General features: G+C 66.4%; 17 protein-coding genes. 16 read left to right on the forward strand and 1 reads right to left on the reverse strand.

Going from position 1 to position 16,293, the window contains the following annotated elements; all coding sequences use genetic code 11:
* Positions 1-55 precede the first annotated feature (55 nt).
* Genes NRG23_RS16845 through NRG23_RS16920 form a run of 16 tightly spaced genes read left to right on the forward strand, consistent with a single transcriptional unit; the run spans position 56 to position 14,927 of the window.
* The gene (locus NRG23_RS16845) at positions 56-790 is read left to right on the forward strand and encodes a glycosyltransferase family 2 protein (protein ID WP_257371444.1); all 735 of its coding nucleotides are present in this window, start codon (positions 56-58) and stop codon (positions 788-790) included.
* Complete coding sequence (locus NRG23_RS16850; protein WP_041985521.1) at positions 787-1,752, forward strand: glycosyl transferase; 966 nt, start codon at positions 787-789, stop codon at positions 1,750-1,752. The genes NRG23_RS16845 and NRG23_RS16850 overlap by 4 nt, the downstream gene beginning before the upstream one ends.
* The gene (gene hutH, locus NRG23_RS16855; protein ID WP_028683763.1) at positions 1,733-3,277 is read left to right on the forward strand and encodes a histidine ammonia-lyase; all 1,545 of its coding nucleotides are present in this window, start codon (positions 1,733-1,735) and stop codon (positions 3,275-3,277) included. Before NRG23_RS16850 ends, hutH begins: the two co-directional genes overlap by 20 nt.
* Positions 3,270-3,695: a thioesterase family protein gene (locus NRG23_RS16860; RefSeq protein WP_009046621.1), complete on the forward strand. Its 426-nt coding sequence runs from the start codon at positions 3,270-3,272 to the stop codon at positions 3,693-3,695. Before hutH ends, NRG23_RS16860 begins: the two co-directional genes overlap by 8 nt.
* Positions 3,692-4,399 (forward strand): outer membrane lipoprotein carrier protein LolA, encoded by a 708-nt coding sequence (locus NRG23_RS16865; protein ID WP_257371445.1) that lies wholly within the window; start codon positions 3,692-3,694, stop codon positions 4,397-4,399. Before NRG23_RS16860 ends, NRG23_RS16865 begins: the two co-directional genes overlap by 4 nt.
* Positions 4,383-6,722, forward strand: coding sequence for an MMPL family transporter (locus NRG23_RS16870; RefSeq protein ID WP_257371446.1), 2,340 nt, complete (start codon positions 4,383-4,385; stop codon positions 6,720-6,722). Before NRG23_RS16865 ends, NRG23_RS16870 begins: the two co-directional genes overlap by 17 nt.
* Entirely contained in the window at positions 6,719-7,894 is a 1,176-nt protein-coding gene (locus NRG23_RS16875; protein WP_009046618.1) for a hypothetical protein, read from the forward strand. The genes NRG23_RS16870 and NRG23_RS16875 overlap by 4 nt, the downstream gene beginning before the upstream one ends.
* Positions 7,881-9,128 carry an NAD(P)/FAD-dependent oxidoreductase gene (locus NRG23_RS16880; protein WP_016704458.1) on the forward strand — a complete coding sequence of 416 codons (1,248 nt, stop codon included), beginning with the start codon at positions 7,881-7,883 and terminating at the stop codon, positions 9,126-9,128. The genes NRG23_RS16875 and NRG23_RS16880 overlap by 14 nt, the downstream gene beginning before the upstream one ends.
* Positions 9,125-9,871, forward strand: coding sequence for a class I SAM-dependent methyltransferase (locus tag NRG23_RS16885; protein WP_009046616.1), 747 nt, complete (start codon positions 9,125-9,127; stop codon positions 9,869-9,871). The genes NRG23_RS16880 and NRG23_RS16885 overlap by 4 nt, the downstream gene beginning before the upstream one ends.
* Positions 9,868-10,353 (forward strand): DUF3261 domain-containing protein, encoded by a 486-nt coding sequence (locus NRG23_RS16890; RefSeq protein WP_009046615.1) that lies wholly within the window; start codon positions 9,868-9,870, stop codon positions 10,351-10,353. Before NRG23_RS16885 ends, NRG23_RS16890 begins: the two co-directional genes overlap by 4 nt.
* The gene (locus NRG23_RS16895) at positions 10,350-11,546 is read left to right on the forward strand and encodes a beta-ketoacyl-[acyl-carrier-protein] synthase family protein (RefSeq protein ID WP_016704455.1); all 1,197 of its coding nucleotides are present in this window, start codon (positions 10,350-10,352) and stop codon (positions 11,544-11,546) included. The genes NRG23_RS16890 and NRG23_RS16895 overlap by 4 nt, the downstream gene beginning before the upstream one ends.
* A complete protein-coding gene (locus NRG23_RS16900; protein WP_101281697.1) occupies positions 11,543-12,016 on the forward strand; it encodes a hotdog family protein in 474 nt (157 codons plus the stop codon). The genes NRG23_RS16895 and NRG23_RS16900 overlap by 4 nt, the downstream gene beginning before the upstream one ends.
* Positions 12,013-12,741 carry a 3-oxoacyl-ACP reductase FabG gene (gene fabG / locus NRG23_RS16905; RefSeq protein ID WP_016704453.1) on the forward strand — a complete coding sequence of 243 codons (729 nt, stop codon included), beginning with the start codon at positions 12,013-12,015 and terminating at the stop codon, positions 12,739-12,741. The genes NRG23_RS16900 and fabG overlap by 4 nt, the downstream gene beginning before the upstream one ends.
* Entirely contained in the window at positions 12,741-13,970 is a 1,230-nt protein-coding gene (locus tag NRG23_RS16910) for a beta-ketoacyl-ACP synthase (RefSeq protein ID WP_016704452.1), read from the forward strand. The genes fabG and NRG23_RS16910 overlap by 1 nt, the downstream gene beginning before the upstream one ends.
* Before the next feature lie 23 nt (positions 13,971-13,993).
* Positions 13,994-14,440, forward strand: coding sequence for a hypothetical protein (locus NRG23_RS16915; protein WP_009046610.1), 447 nt, complete (start codon positions 13,994-13,996; stop codon positions 14,438-14,440).
* Positions 14,441-14,480: 40 nt separating this feature from the next.
* Positions 14,481-14,927, forward strand: coding sequence for a hypothetical protein (locus NRG23_RS16920; protein ID WP_009046609.1), 447 nt, complete (start codon positions 14,481-14,483; stop codon positions 14,925-14,927).
* A gap of 419 nt (positions 14,928-15,346) precedes the next feature.
* Here the strand turns inward: NRG23_RS16920 and NRG23_RS16925 are convergent, their stop codons facing one another.
* Positions 15,347-16,240 carry a LysR family transcriptional regulator gene (locus NRG23_RS16925; RefSeq protein WP_257371447.1) on the reverse strand — a complete coding sequence of 298 codons (894 nt, stop codon included), beginning with the start codon at positions 16,238-16,240 and terminating at the stop codon, positions 15,347-15,349.
* Between the last annotated feature and the right edge of the window lie 53 nt (positions 16,241-16,293).

Below are 16,293 nucleotides of genomic sequence, written 5' to 3' on the forward strand. Positions count from 1 at the left end.
GCCGCTGCCGAAGGCTGCGATCGGCCGCGTAGCGGACGCCTGGGAGACAGCCCCCATGCATAACCCCTGCGCCGTGATCCCGGTCTACAACCATGAAGCCGCCGTGCCGGCGGTGGTCGATGCCCTGCTCGCCAGCGGCCTGCCCTGCGTGCTGGTGGACGACGCCAGCAGCCCGGCCTGCGCCGCCGTGCTGGAACAGCTGGCCGAGCGCGAACAGGTGTTCCTGGTCAAGCTCGCGGTCAACCAGGGCAAGGGCGGCGCGGTCATGGCCGGGCTGCGCGAAGCCTCGCGCCTGGGCTTCAGCCACGCCCTGCAAGTGGACGCCGACGGCCAGCACGACCTGCGCGATGTGGATAACTTTATCGCCACCTCCCGCACCCACCCCGAAGCGCTGGTCTGCGGTTATCCACAGTACGACGCCAGCGTGCCCAAGGGCCGTTTTTACGCGCGCTACCTGACCCACGTCTGGGTCTGGATCAATACCCTGTCGTTGCAGATCCCCGACTCCATGTGCGGCTTCCGGGTCTACCCCCTGCCGCCAGTCCTGGCGCTGATCGACTCGGTGAAGATCGGCCGGCGCATGGATTTCGACACCGACATTCTGGTGCGCCTGTCCTGGCGCAACCAGCCGATGCGCTGGTTGCCGACCCAGGTCCGTTACCCGGTGGATGGCCTGTCGCACTTCCGCCTGTTCCACGACAACCTGCTGATTTCCAGCATGCACGCCCGGCTGTTCTTCGGCATGTTGCTGCGCGCGCCGCTGATCCTCTGGCGACGGTGGCAAGCATGACGGCGCTACCAGACAAACAGGACAAACAGCCGGACAAGCAACATTGGGCCGAGCACAAGGAGCGCGGCAGCTTCTGGCTGATGAAGCTCACCGCCTTGGGCGTGCGGGTGCTCGGGCGCCGGGTGTTGAGCCCGGTGCTGTATGTCATCGTTTTCTACTTTTTCCTGTTCGGCCGCGGTGCCCGCCGCAGCGCCTGGTTGTACCAGCGGCGCCTGGCCGACTGGAGCGGCAAGGCCGAGCTGCGTCCCAGCCACTGGCGGGTCTTCGGCCAATTCATGGCGTTCGCCGACTCCCTGCTGGACAAGCTCGACGTGTGGAACGGCAAGCTGCGCCTGGAACAGATCGAGATCGTCGACCCGGCCCGGCTGCGCGACCAGTTGCGCGGCACCCGCGGACAGATGCTGGTGGGCGCGCACCTGGGTAACCTCGAAGTCTGCCGCGCCCTGGCCGAGCTGGGCGAGAAGGTCACCATGAACGTGCTGGTGCACACCAAGCACGCCGAACGTTTCAATCGCCTGCTGGGCGAGGCCGGGGCCACCAACCTGCGGCTGATCCAGGTCAGCGAGCTGGATCCGGCGGTCATGCTGCAACTGAGCCAGCGCCTGGATCGCGGCGAGTGGCTGGCGATTGCCGGCGACCGTGTACCGCTGCACGGCGGGCGCAACGTGCGGGTGGATTTCCTCGGCCATCCGGCGCCCTTTCCCCAGGGGCCGTGGCTGCTGGCGGGCCTGTTGAAATGCCCGGTCAACCTGCTGCTGTGCCTGAAAAACAATGGTCGCTATCGAGTGTTCCTCGAACCCTTCACCGAGGCCGTGGCGTGGAAACGCAGCGACCGCGAGCAGGTCATCGCCCAGTGGACTGCCCGCTACGCCGAGCGCCTGGGCCAGTACTGCCTCGAAGCGCCCCAACAATGGTTCAACTTTTACCCTTTCTGGAAGACCGATGACGACGCATCCGCTTGAGCCGGTAACCTTCGGCGAACTCCCTTTGCGCATCGAAGACGTGCTGGCCCTGGCCAACCGTCAGGCGCCGACCCGGCTGCAGGACGACAGCGCATTCCGCCAGCGCATCGCCAAGGGCGCGCAATTCCTCGATTCGCTGCTGGACAAGGAAGGCGTGATCTACGGCGTGACCACCGGCTACGGCGACTCCTGCGTGGTCGCGGTGCCGCTGCAGCACGTCGAGGCGTTGCCCCGTCATCTGTACACCTTCCACGGCTGCGGCCTGGGCAAGCTGCTGGACGCGCAAGCCACCCGCGCGGTGCTGGCGGCGCGCTTGCAGTCGCTGTGCCACGGCGTGTCCGGGGTGCGCGTGGAGCTGCTGGAGCGCCTGCAGGCGTTCCTCGAACACGACATCCTGCCGCTGATTCCCGAAGAGGGTTCGGTAGGCGCCAGCGGCGACCTGACGCCGCTGTCCTACGTGGCCGCGACCCTGTCCGGCGAGCGTGAGGTGATGTTCCGCGGCGAGCGCCGGACCTCGGCCGAGGTGCACCGCGAGCTGGGCTGGGAGCCGCTGGTGCTGCGGCCCAAGGAAGCCCTGGCGCTGATGAACGGCACCGCGGTGATGACCGGCCTGGCCTGCCTGGCCTTCGCCCGCGCCGACTACCTGCTGCAACTGGCCACGCGCATCACCGCGCTGAACGTGGTCGCCTTGCAGGGCAACCCGGAACACTTCGACGAGCGCCTGTTCGCCGCCAAGCCGCACCCGGGGCAGATGCAAGTCGCCGCCTGGCTGCGCCAGGACCTGGCCATCGACGCACCGACCGCGCCGCTGCACCGCCTGCAGGACCGCTACTCGCTGCGTTGCGCGCCCCATGTGCTGGGCGTGCTGGCCGACAGCCTGGGCTGGCTGCGCGGCTTCATCGAAACCGAGCTGAACAGCGCCAACGACAACCCGATCATCGATGCCGAAGCCGAACGCGTGCTGCACGGCGGGCACTTCTACGGCGGGCACATCGCCTTCGCCATGGACAGCCTGAAGAACCTGGTGGCCAACGTCGCCGACCTCTTGGACCGTCAGCTCGCGCTGCTGGTGGACGAGCGCTACAACCACGGCCTGCCGAGCAATCTGTCCGGCGCCCCGACGGACCGCGCCATGATCAACCACGGCTTCAAGGCGGTACAGATCGGCACCAGCGCCTGGACCGCCGAAGCGCTGAAAAACACCATGCCGGCCAGCGTGTTCTCGCGCTCCACCGAATGCCACAACCAGGACAAGGTGAGCATGGGCACCATCGCCGCCCGCGATGCGATCCGCGTGCTGGAGCTGACCGAACAGGTCGCCGCCGCCACCCTGCTGGCCGCCAACCAGGGCGTCTGGCTGCGCAGCCGAGCCGAGGATGCACGGCCATTGCCGCCAGCCCTGGCCGCCATGCACCAAGAGCTGGCCAAGGACTTCCCGCCGGTGATCGAGGACCGCGCCCTGGAAGGCGAACTGCGCCTGTGCCTGCAACGCATTGCCGAGCAACACTGGAGGCTGCATGCGTAGTCGGGGCGTGCTGCACGCGGACACCGAGATCCAGGTGCCGTTTTTCGACGTCGACACCATGCACGTGGTCTGGCACGGGCATTACGTGAAGTACCTGGAAGTAGCCCGCTGCGCCCTGCTCGACAAGCTCGGCCACAACTACAACCAGATGCTCGAGTCCGGCTACGCCTGGCCGGTGATCGACCTGCAACTGCGCTATGTGCGCGGCGCGGTATTCGGCCAGAAGCTCAAGGTCCGCGCCAGCCTGGTGGAGTGGGAAAACCGCCTGAAGATCAACTACCTGATCAGCGACCTGGAAACCGGCGAACGCCTGACCCGCGCCAGCTCGGTGCAGGTGGCGGTGGAGATCGCCAGCCGCGAGATGCAACTGGCCTCGCCCAAGGTGTTCACCGATGCCGTGGAAAGGATGCTGCCATGAGAACCCTGTGTAGCCGCTGGCGCAGCCTGCGATCGGGTGCGCAGCACCCGCAAACCCCGAGTACCGAAACGCCACGCCCGCTACGCGTTCGATCGCAGCCCAGCGGCCGCGGCTACAGGCTGTTGGGCCTACTGTTGGCGCTCGGCTTCAGCTCGCTGGCCAATGCCTTCGACCTGCAACAGCTCAGCGACCAGTTGGCCAGACCCGAGGTGATCCACGGCAGCTTCGTCCAGGAGAAACACCTGCGCGCCCTGCCCCAGCCGCTGACCAGCAAGGGCAGCTTCGTCCTGGCGAAGAACCATGGCCTGCTGTGGCTGCTGAAAACACCGCTGCAACAGGACTACCGCATCACCGGCAAAGGCATCGCCCGCCGGGATGGCAGCGGCTGGCAAATGCTGCCGAACAAGAGCGCCGGGGCCGAACAGAACCGCCTGTTCCTCGCCGTGCTGCAAGGCGACAGCAGCGGCCTGCAACGAGACTTCGAGCTGGCCCTGGCCGGCGACGCCAAGGCCTGGAAGCTGACCCTGACCCCACGTTCGCTGCTGCTCAAGCAGGTGTTCAACCAGATCAACATCGACGGTGGCGAGCTGGTGCAGCGCATCGAACTGCTGGAAACCCAGGGCGACAGCACCGTGCTGAAGATGCACGACAACATCAGCGACCAGCCCTTGAGCGACGCGGAGCAACATGACTTTGCCGAGTGAACGCTGGTGGCCGCGCCTGTTCCTACTCCTGCTGGTAGCCGTGCTGGCCCTGGCCGGCTGGCAATGGCGCCATGGCGCGCCGCTGTCGGCCAACCTCATGGAGCTGGTGCCGGGTACCGACCCCGATGCCCTGGAGCTCAAGGCCGAGCAGCGCATGCAGGAGCCGCTGAACCGCGAAATGCTGGTGCTGGTGGGCCACGCCGAGCGCCAGCAGGCCATCGCCATGGCCCAGCGCCTGGGTGAGCAATGGCAGGCCAGCGGGCTGTTCGAGAAGGTCCAGTGGAACCTGCAGGCCGACCTGCCGGCGCTGCGCACGCAATTGCTGCAAGGGCGCCTGGCGATGCTGGGCGCCTCCGATCGCCAGCAACTGATCGAGCACCCCGAGGCCTTTATCCAGCAGCGCGTACAGGCGCTGTTCGACCCCTTCAGCGGTTTCAGCCTGGTCCCGAGCCAGGACGACTGGCTGGGCCTGACCGGGCGCATCCAGAACAGCCAGCCGCAACGCGGCGCGGTGCAACTGGACATCGGTAGCGGCACCCTGATCGCCGATGCCGACGGCAAGAGCTGGGTGCTGCTGCGAGCACGTACCACCGGCAACGCCTTCGACATGCAACTGCCGCTGCAGGTGGCGGCCTTGCTCCAGCACAGCCGCGAACAGGCCGCCCAGGCCGACGTCCAGCTGCTGGCCGCCAGTGGCCTGCTCTACGCCGCCAACGGCCAGCAGCAAGCCTCCCGCGAGATCACCTGGGTCGGCGGCGGCGCCACCGTCGGCATCCTCCTGCTGCTGTTGCTGGCCTTCCGGCGCTGGCGGGTGTTGCTGGCGTTCGTGCCGGTGCTGGTGGGCATGCTGTTCGGCGCGGTGGCCTGCGTGGCCTTTTTCGGCCATATGCACGTGATGACCCTGGTGCTGGGTTCGAGCCTGATCGGCGTCGCCGTCGACTACCCCCTGCACTACCTGTCCAAGAGCTGGAGCCTGCGCCCCTGGCACAGTTGGCCGGCCCTGCGCCTGACCCTGCCGGGGCTGAGCCTGAGCCTGGCCACCAGTTGCATCGGCTACCTGGCATTGGCCTGGACACCGTTCCCGGCCCTGACCCAGATCGCTGTGTTTTCCGCCGCCGGCCTGTTGGGTGCCTACCTGAGCGCGGTGTGCCTGCTGCCGGCGCTGCTGCGCGGCGTCGAGCTGCAACCGGCGCAATGGCCGCTGCGCGTGGCCGAATGGCTGCTGAACCTGCGCACGCAGTTGCTCAAGCGCGTGTCCAGCCCTTGGCTGCTGGCGCTGGTGATCGCCTTCTGCGCCGGCGGCCTGTGGCAGCTCGACAGCAAAAACGATATCCGCCAGTGGATCGGCGCGCCGCCACAACTGCTCAACGAAGCCCAGGCCATCGCGCGGATTACCGGCTACCAGCCCACCAGTCAGTTCTTCCTGGTGCGCGGCGCCGATCAGCAACAGCTGCTCGAACGCCTCGGCGCCCTGAGCGAGCGCCTGGAGCAACTGGTCAACCTGGAGAAACTCCAGGGCTACCTGTCGCTCAACCAACTGGTGAGCCTGCCCAGCGAGCAACAGCGCCTGCGCCAGGCCCTGGACGCGCTGCCGCGGTACTGGCAGCCGCTGCTGGATCTCGGAGTCCCGGTCACGGCCCTGAACGCGGAACTTGCGCAACTGCGGGCGCTGCCCGACGAAGACATCGACAGCGCCCTGCAAGGCCCGCTGGCCGAGCCCTACCGCACCCTGTGGCTGGGCCCCACCGACAACGGCGTGGCGGCCATGGTCAGCCTGCAGGGGCTGAACAACCCACAGCTATTGCGGATCCAGGCGCAGGATCTGCCGGGGGTGCAACTGGTGGACCGCCTGGGCGAGCTGAACCAAGTGTTCGCCGCCACCCAGGTCAGCGCCGCCGAGCTCAAACTCGCCTCCTGCGTGCTGATCGTCTTGCTGCTGATCCTGCCGTTCGGCCTCGGCGGCGCCCTGCGCCTGGTCGCCCTGCCGCTGCTGGCGGCCCTGTGCAGCCTCGCCAGCCTGGGCTGGCTGGGGCAGCCGCTGACCCTGTTCAGCCTGTTCGGCCTGTTGCTGGTGACCGCCATCAGCGTCGACTACGCCATCCTCATGCGTGAACAGGTCGGCGGGGCCGCCGTGAGCCTGCTCGGTACCTTGCTTGCAGCGCTGACCACCTGGCTGTCGTTCGGCCTGTTGGCGATTTCCAGCACCCCGGCGGTCAGCAACTTCGGTCTGTCGGTGAGCCTGGGCCTGGCCTTCAGTTTTATCCTGGCGCCCTGGGCCGGTCGCCAGCGCCATCGCCAGACCGTTACGGAGCCTGCCCTGTGATGATTGCCCTGTTCTGGCTCATGGCGCTGCTGCTGTTCGCGCTCGCCACCCGCATCGGCAGCCGTTTCGGCCTGATCCCGATTGTCAGCCAGTTGCTGCTGGCGACCTTCGGCCTGCCGCTGCTGATGCTGTTCTGGATCGAGCCGCACTGGCAGTTGAGTGGCGCCCAGCTGGTCGCGCCGGTCTGGCTGAAGAACCTGTACGGCTTGAGTTTCGCCCTGCTGCTGGGGCATATCCTCAGCGACGTGATCGACCTGCGCCTGGACCGCCAGAGCCTGAAGATCGCCCTGCCGAGCTTCGCCATTCCCTTCGCCTGCGGCCTGGCCACGGCGGTCTGGCTGTTGCCGGCGCAACCCTGGCTGAGTTCCCTGGCGGTCGGCCTGCTGTTCGCCATTACCGCAATTCCGGTGTTGTACCTGTACCTGCGGCACATCGACTACCCGCCGCTGGCCACCCGGCGCCTGGTGCAGACCGCGATCCTCATCGACCTCGGCTGCTGGACCCTGTTCGGCGTCGCCCAGGGCAGCCTGCACCTGAGCAGCCTGCTGCTGCCGCTGGCCGGCGCCTGCCTGCCGCTGCTCCTGCGCGGCCTCGGCCTGCGCCAGCCGCTGCTGCACAGCCTGGGCTTCTTCGGCCTGCTGGTGGTGGCCGAACACTACAAACTCAACGCGCTGATTTTCGGCATCGGCTACCTGCTGTGCATGGCCGCCCTCAAGGTGCCGCTAGTGCTGCCGTTAAAGGCAGCCTGGATGAGCCGTTTGCAGACCTTTATCGCCATTCCGCTGATCCTCACGTTCGGCATCGTGCAGATCAATGTGCACAGCGCCATGGACAGCCTCGGCTGGGTGCAACTGGGGGCGTTGCTGCTGTTGCCGATTGCCAGCAAGCTGCTCGGCAACTGGCTCGGCCTGGGCTGGGCCGGCGCCTCATTCAAGGGCGCCAGCCGCTGGCGGGAAAGCCTGCTGCTGAATATTCGCGGGCTGAGCGAGATCGTTTTTCTCAACCTGCTGCTGCAACAACAGCTGATCAGCCCGGCGCTGTATTTCGCGCTGATGCTCATGGGCCTGATCGCTACCCTGATGCCGGCCCTGGCCGGGCTGCACCGAACACCTTTGGTCCCTTCGAACCCGAACATCGCCGAACCGGCAAGGAGCCCCAGTGCCAACAGTTGAAATGGAACGCCGCCAGATTGTGGTGATCGGCGCCGGCCCATCGGGCGCCATCGCCGCCGCGCTGCTCAAGGGCAAAGGCCACGACGTGCTGATCGTCGAGCGCCAGCATTTCCCACGCTTTTCGATCGGTGAAAGCCTGCTGTCCCACTGCCTGGATTTCGTCGAAGAGGCCGGCATGCTCGAGGCGGTCAAGGCGGCGGGCTTCCAGCTGAAGAACGGCGCCGCGTTCGCCTGGGGCGAGCGTTACAGTGCCTTCGATTTCGGCGACACCTTCAGCGAGGGCAAGCCCACCACCTTTCAGGTGCAACGCGCCGACTTCGACAAACTGCTGGCCGATCAGGCCGCCCTGCAAGGCGTTGAAGTGCGTTATGGCGAGGCCATCGTCAGCGCCGACTTCAACCTGGCCAGGCCGCAGCTGCAGGTGCTGCGCGAAGACGGCAGCGAGTACCGCGTGGAGGCCGGTTTCGTCCTCGACGCCAGCGGCTACGGCCGTGTGCTGCCACGCCTGCTGGACCTGGAAGCGCCCTCGAACTTCCCGGTCCGCCAGGCGGTGTTCACCCATATCGAAGACCACATCGACAGCCCGGCTTTCGAGCGGGAAAAGATCCTCATCACCACTCACCCCAGCAAACGCGATGTGTGGTTCTGGACCATCCCGTTCAGCAACGGCCGCTGTTCGATCGGCGTGGTGGCGGCCAAGGAGCACTTCGACGGTCGTGACGGCGACCTGGACCAGTGCCTGCGCGGTTTCATCGAGGAGACCCCGAGCCTGGCCAAGGTCCTGCACAACGCCGTGTGGGACACCCCGGCGCGGACCATCGGCGGCTACTCGGCCAACGTCAAGACCCTGCACGGCCCGGGCTTCGCGCTGCTGGGCAACGCCGCGGAGTTCCTCGACCCGGTGTTCTCCTCCGGCGTGACCATCGCCATGCGTTCGGCGAGCATGGCCGCCGCCGTGCTGCATCGGCAGTTGCAGGGCGAAAGCGTGGATTGGGAAACAGAGTTCGCCATCCCCCTCAAGCGCGGTGTCGACACCTTCCGTTGCTACGTCGAAGGCTGGTACGCCGGCACCTTCCAGGACGTGATCTACCACCCGGGCAGCTCGCCGGAGATTCGCCGGATGATCAGTTCGATCCTCGCCGGCTATGCCTGGGACGAACGCAACCCGTTCGTCAGCGAACCCAAGCGCCGGCTGCGCATGCTCTCGGAAATCTGCGCCATGGAGGCTCCATGAACGACACCCAGCCGCAATACCTGAGCGCCAGCTACGTCGAGGAAACCCGCTTCGGCTTCTGGTTCCTGCGCAGCCATACCTGGCAGCACCATGTGCTGCGGGTGGCGATCAACGACCTGCGCCGCCTGTTCGACGACGAGCCACCGGCCAACCCGGTGCTGCTGGATGCCGGCTGCGGCCAGGGCAAGTCGTTCCAGTACCTGCGCCAGGTGTTCGCCCCGCGGCGCCTGATCGGCCTGGACGCCGACCCGCACAGCCTCAAACTCAGCAGCGAAGAGGCGGCGCGCCAGGGCCTGCAGGTCGAGCTGATCGGCAGCGACTGCGCGACCCTGGACGTGGCCGATGCCAGCGTCGACCTGCTGTTCTGCCACCAGACCTTTCACCACCTGGTGGAACAGGAAAAAGCCCTGGCCGAGTTCTATCGCGTGCTCAAGCCGGGCGGTTACCTGCTGTTCGCCGAATCCACCGAGGCCTACATCGACACCTGGGTGATCCGCTGGCTGTTCCGCCACCCGATGCATGTACAGAAAAGCGCGGCGCAGTATCTGGAAATGATCCGACGACAGGGTTTTGAATTTACCCCGCGCAATGTGTCTTATCCCTATCTGTGGTGGAGCCGTGCCAAGGATTTCGGGCTGCTCGAACGCTTCGGCCTGCGCCGCCCGAAACCCTTTGGCCAACGGGAAGAAACCCTGGTCAATGTGGTCGCCCGCAAACCCTTGCACGAAGGTGCCGCTGGATGATCCGTGCCCTGCTCGTCGGCTGCCTGCTGTTGCTGAGCGCCTGCGCCAGCCAGCCGCCGCTGCCCGAGAAAACCCCGAGCCTGGCCCTGCCGCTGCAACTGCATATCGAGCGGCAACAGGCCGGGCAGCGCCAGGACTGGCTGCTGGTGATCCAGGCCGAAGGGCCGGGCATCCGCTGGTCGCTGCTCGACCCGCTGGGCATTCCCCTGGCGCGCCAGCAACTGATCGACGGTCGCTGGCAGGCCGATGGCCTGCTGCCGCCGAACCCGGAGGCCCGCGAACTGTTCGCCGCCCTGCTATTCGCCCTGACGCCCGCGGGCGAACTGCGAGATAATTATCCAGCCGCCCGGCAGCACGGCGCGCAGCGCGACCTCGCCCCGCACTGGCAGGTCCGCTATCGCCAGGCCCTGGATTTTCGCCTGGAGCTGCCCCAGGGCTTGTACTACCACATCAGCCCGCTGACCGCCGAGAACGCCTCATGACGGCCTACCTGAATGCCCTCGGGGTGATCTGTGCCCTTGGGCGCGACAAGCAGCAAGTGGCCCGCAGCCTGTTTGCCGGCGACTGCTCCGGCATGCGCGCCGCAGCCGGCTGGGTGCCGGAGCGCAGCGTGCCGGTGGCCGCCGTCCAGGGGCCGCTGGCGAGCATTCCGCCGGAGCTGGGACAGCAGAGCAGCCGCAACAACCAGCTGCTGCTGGAGGCCGCCCTGCAGATCCGTGGCGACATCGACCAGGCCATCGCCCGCTACGGCCACAGCCGCATCGGCATCGTCCTCGGCACCAGCACCTCGGGCATCGACGAAGCCAGCCGCGGCATCGCCCACTACCTGCGCGACAGGCATTTCCCGGCCGACTACGACTACCGGCAGCAGGAGCTCGGCGCGCCGGCGAACTTTCTCGCCGACTGGCTCGACCTCAGCGGCCCGGCCTACGTGATCTCCACCGCCTGCACCTCCAGCGCCCGCGCGCTGATGAGCGCCCGCCGCCTGCTCGACCTGGGCCTGTGCGACGCGGTGCTGTGCGGTGGCGTCGACAGCCTGTGCAAGCTGACCCTCAACGGTTTCTCGGCCCTGGAAGCAGTGTCCGACCAGCGCTGCAATCCGTTCTCGGTCAACCGCGATGGCATCAATATCGGTGAAGCCGCCGTGCTGTTCCTGATGAGCAAGGAAACCCTCGGCGCACAACCGATCGCCTTGCTCGGCGCCGGCGCCAGCTCCGACGCGCACCATATTTCCGCGCCCGAACCCAGCGGGCGCGGCGCCCTGCAAGCCATGCAGAAGGCCTTGCACAATGCCGGCCTGCAAGCCGGACAGATCGGCTACCTGAACCTGCACGGCACGGCCACCCAGCACAACGACGCCATGGAAAGCCTGGCGGTCGACCAATTGTTCCCGGCTGGCGTGCCCTGCTCGTCGACCAAACCCATGAGCGGCCATACCCTGGGCGCCGCCGGCGCCCTGGAAGCGGCGTTCTGCTGGCTGAGCCTGTCCGCCGCGAACAGCGCGCACGCCCTGCCGCCCCATGTCTGGGACGCCCAGGCCGACCCGCAACTGCCGCCGCTGCATTGGGTCACCGCCACCACACGTCTGGAGCAGAACGCTCCGCGCTGCCTGATGAGCAACTCCTTTGCCTTCGGTGGCAACAACGTCAGCCTGATTATCGGAGACGCCCCATGATTGACTGGCCGCTCGCCGAACTGCTGCCCCACGCGGGCGACATGATCCTGATCGATCAGGTCCTGGCGTTCGATGAAGAGCAGATCCGCACCCGCCTCACCGTCAAACCCGATGGCCTGTTCAACCGTGCCGACGGCAGCCTGCCGGCCTGGGTCGGCATCGAAATAATGGCCCAGAGCATCGCCGCCTACGCCGGTTGCCATGCGCGCCAGAAAGGCCAGGCCGTCGAGCTGGGGTTCCTGCTCGGCACCCGCAAGTTCGAATGCAATGTGGACCACTTCCCGGCCGGCAGCGAACTGCAGATTCACGCCTTGCGCTCCCTGCAAGACGACAACGGCATGGGCGTATTCGAATGCCACCTGAGTGCCCCCGGCATCCAGGCCGTCGCCCGCCTCAACGTGTTCTGTCCGCCCCAGGCGGACAGCTACCTGAACGAATCACCCGCTTTATCAACAGGAGTCCAGCCATGACTGAATCCATACTGGTCACCGGCTCCAGCCGTGGTATCGGCCGCGCCATCGCCCTGCGCCTGGCCCAGAGCGGCTATGACCTGATCCTGCATTGCCGCAGTGGCCGCAGCGAAGCCGAGGCCGTGCAGGCCGAAGTCGAGGCCCTGGGGCGCCAGGCGCGCATCCTGCAATTCGATGTGACCGACCGCGCCAGCTGCAAGGCCGTTCTCGAAGCCGACGTGGAAGCCCACGGCGCCTACTACGGTGTGGTGCTCAACGCCGGCCTGACCCGCGACGGCGCCTTCCCGGCCCTGAGCGAAGACGACTGGGACACCGTGCTGCGCACCAACCTCGACGGTTTCTACAATGTCCTGCACCCGGTGATGATGCCGATGATCCGGCGCCGCGCCGCCGGGCGTATCGTCTGCATCGCCTCGGTGTCCGGGCAGGTCGGCAACCGTGGCCAGGTCAACTACAGCGCGTCCAAGGCCGGCCTGATCGGCGCCGCCAAGGCCCTGGCCATCGAGTTGGGCAAGCGCAAGATCACCGTCAACTGCGTGGCGCCAGGCCTGATCGACACCGCCATGCTCGACGAGAACGTGCCGGTGGACGAATTGCTGAAGATGATCCCGGCCCAGCGCATGGGCACCCCGGAGGAAGTCGCCGGCGCGGTGAACTTCCTGATGTCCGCCGAGGCCGCCTACATCACCCGCCAGGTGCTGGCGGTGAACGGAGGCCTGGTCTGATGAAACGTGTGGTCGTCACCGGCATGGCCGGCATCACTTCGCTGGGCAGCGACTGGGACACCATCGCCGCCAACTTCGGCGCCAACCGCAGCGGCATTCGCCGGATGGACGAATGGGATCGCTTCAGCGAACTCAATACCCGCCTGGCCGGCCCCGTGGACGACTTCAAGGTACCGGACCACTGGACCCGCAAGCAGCTGCGCAGCATGGGCCGGGTGTCGCGGCTCGCCGTGGGGGCTGCCGAGCAAGCCCTGGCCGATGCCGGCCTGCTGGGTGACGAGTCGATCAAGGACGGGCGCATGGGCGTGGCCTGTGGCTCGTCCACCGGCAGCACCGACGAGATCAAGGCGTTCGGCAACATGCTGCTGAACTCGGTCGCCGAAGGCCTCAACGCCAACTCCTACGTGCGCATGATGCCGCACACCACCGCGGCCAATATCAGCATTTTCTTCGGCCTCACCGGCCGGCTGATCCCGACGTCCAGCGCCTGCACCAGCGGCAGCCAGGGCATCGGCTACGCCTACGAGGCGATCAAGTTCGGCCGTCTGCCGCTGATGCTCGCCGGCGGCGCCGAAGAGCTGTGCCCGACCGAAGCCATGGTGTTCGACGCGCTCTACGCCACCAGCCTGAAAAACGATGCCCCGCACACCAGCCCGCGGCCCTACGACAGCGACCGCGACGGCCTGGTGATCGGCGAGGGCGGCGGCATGCTGGTGCTCGAAGAGCTGGAACACGCCCTGGCCCGTGGCGCGCATATCCATGCCGAGATCGTCGGCTTCGGCAGCAACGCCGACGGCCAGCACACCACCCGTCCGGAGCAGGCCACCATGCGCCGGGCCATGGAGCTGGCCCTGGAAGACGCCGGCCTCGAGCCTTCGGCCATCGGTTACGTCAATGGCCACGGCACCGCTACAGAACAGGGCGACATTGCCGAAACACTGGCCACCAGCAGCCTGTTCGGCAGCCGGATGCCCATCAGTTCGCAGAAGAGTTTCCTCGGCCACACCCTGGGGGCCTGTGGCGCGCTGGAGTCCTGGTTCAGCATCGAGATGCTCAACCGCGACCTCTACGTGCACACCCTCAACCTCGACACGGTCGACCCGCGCTGCGGCGAGCTGGATTACCTGCGCGGCGAATTCCGGCAGATGAGCTGCGAGTACGTGATGAACAACAACTTTGCCTTTGGCGGCGTCAACACTTCGCTGATCTTCCGCCGCTGGCCTCAATGACGTTACCCCCTGGAGAAAATGGAATGCCCTCCCTGCTTCGCGCCTGCCTGATCGTGCTCGCCCTGCTGACCTGCGTCTCGTGCACCAGCAAGCGCATGTACACCCCGGACCGGGTCCTGCCGGCCACCCTCAAGGCCGACCATGAGGAAATGAAACAGGCGATCCTGAAAAACCTGGTCGCCCGCAAGTGGACCGTGCAGCGCATCAGCCCGGAGCTGATCCAGGCCGAGATCACTGTGCGCGAGCAATACCACGTGGAAATCGACATCCAGTACGCGCCGACCCACTACAAGATCCTCTACCGCGACAGCCGTGGCATGGGCTACGCGGACGGCAAGATCCACAAGAACTACATCCGCTGGGTGCGCCTGCTGGACAAGGGCATCCTGCGCGAGCTGAAGGACAACCAGAACGAACGGACCGCGCAACAGCTGTCCAGCTCGGCCCAGGCGATTGCCGCGCCTAATTGAGCGCCAGCCGCTACCCGCTTTCTACGTCAAGGAGACCACCATGCAATTGAAGACCCTGGCCGCTGCCGCCACCCTGCTGCTCTGCACCCTGCCCGGCGTCAGCCAGGCCCGTGATACCGCGCTGTACCTGCCGTTCGACAAGGTGGTCGCCGAAGCCATCAGCACCGGCAAGATCGACGGCAGCGTGAAGTTCTACCTGGCCGGCAACCAGCCCGCCGGCAAGGTCACGGTGATCAGCGCGGGCGCGGTCACCAACAAGAAGACCAATGCCTTCAACAAGAGCGACGAAGTGGCCTGCGAATGGGTCCTGCAATCGGCGCTGATCACCCTGCACCAGGCGGCCAAGAAAGTCGGCGCCAATGCCGTGACCGACATTGCCAGCTTCTACAAGAGCAACGAGCGCAAGGACGCGAAAACCTACGAATGCCACGCGGGCGCCCTGATGGCAGGCGTCGCGCTGCGCGGCGATCTGGCGAAGGTGCAGTAAGGCGCCTGCCGATGAAATCGGCATGACCTGATCCACAGTTTCCATCCCCCGGAAACGACAAAGGGCGCCTTTCGGCGCCCTTTCACAAACAGGCTGGCTTGTCATCGCGCTCTGCCTGTCTGGCTCTGCGATGGCTGGTTGCCCAGGATCCTCAGAGTCTCACAAGTCCCTTTCGGGTACGCGCGCAGTGTCGCTCGAAGCCTGCCGCCCGGCAACCGTGGCCAATTGCCGTTTTCCACAGGAAAGTCGGTATCAGAGCCCCAAAGCCTTGCGTACAGCGGCTTTGACGGCAGCGAGCTCTTCGTCTGTAAGTTGCAAGACTTCGTAAACTCGTCGGCCATGACGGTCTTTGCGCCTGATCCGATCGAGTCGCGGCAAACCGACCGTGGCAAGCATGTCGCACTTTGCCCAGCAGACCGTTACAACTCAGCCTTGCGGGTCAGCAGCTCGACAAAGGCCTTGGCCATTGGCGAGCGCTGGTCGGTGCGCTGCGCCAGCCACACCGCCGAGACTGCCTCGGGGTCGAGCAGCGGTCGATAGACCACGCCGTCGATACGCATGCGCTGGTAGGACGCCGGCAACACCGAGACCCCCAGCCCCGCCGCCACCAGGCCGATGATGGTCATGGCCTCGCCCGCTTCCTGGGCGAAATGCGGGGTGAAACCGACATCCCGGGCCAGGGTCAGCAACTGCGCATACAGGCCGCTGCCGTAGCTGCGCGGGAAGAACACGAAGGGTTCGTGGACCAGGGCCGACAGCGCCAGGCCGGCTTCGCTGCCGGCCACCAGCGGGTGCTTGGAGCTAAGCACCGCCACCAGCGGTTCGCGCAGCAACTCCACCACGCTCAGGGAGTCCGGCAGCGGCAACGGCCGCATGATGCCGACCTGGATCGACTCGTCCAGCAGCGCCTCGGCCACCTGGGTGCTGCTCATCTCCCGCAGCTTCAGGTGCACGTCGGGAAAGCGCTGGCGAAAGGTGAAGATCGCCTGGGGAATGCTCGAGTTGAAAGGCGCCGACGAGGTGAAGCCGATTTTCAGCTCACCCAGCTCCCCCCGTTGCGCCCGCCGGGCCACATCCGCCGCCTTGTCGACCTGGGCCAGCACCTGTCGCGCCTCATCGAGGAACAGCCTGCCGGCCTCGCTGAGTTCGACCCGACGATTGGTGCGCTCGAACAGGCGCGCGCCGACCTCCTGCTCCAGCACCTGGATCTGCTGGCTCAAGGGCGGTTGGGAGATGCCCAAAACCTGGGCGGCGCGGCCGAAATGCAGCTCTTCGGCCACCGCGATGAAGTAACGCAGGTGACGCAATTCCATGATCGCCTCATTAGGTCGTAAAACATATCAATCAGGTCGAACAATATATTGGA

It is taken from the genome of Pseudomonas sp. T8 (assembly GCF_024610635.1).
Classification (GTDB): domain Bacteria; phylum Pseudomonadota; class Gammaproteobacteria; order Pseudomonadales; family Pseudomonadaceae; genus Aquipseudomonas; species Aquipseudomonas chlororaphis_I.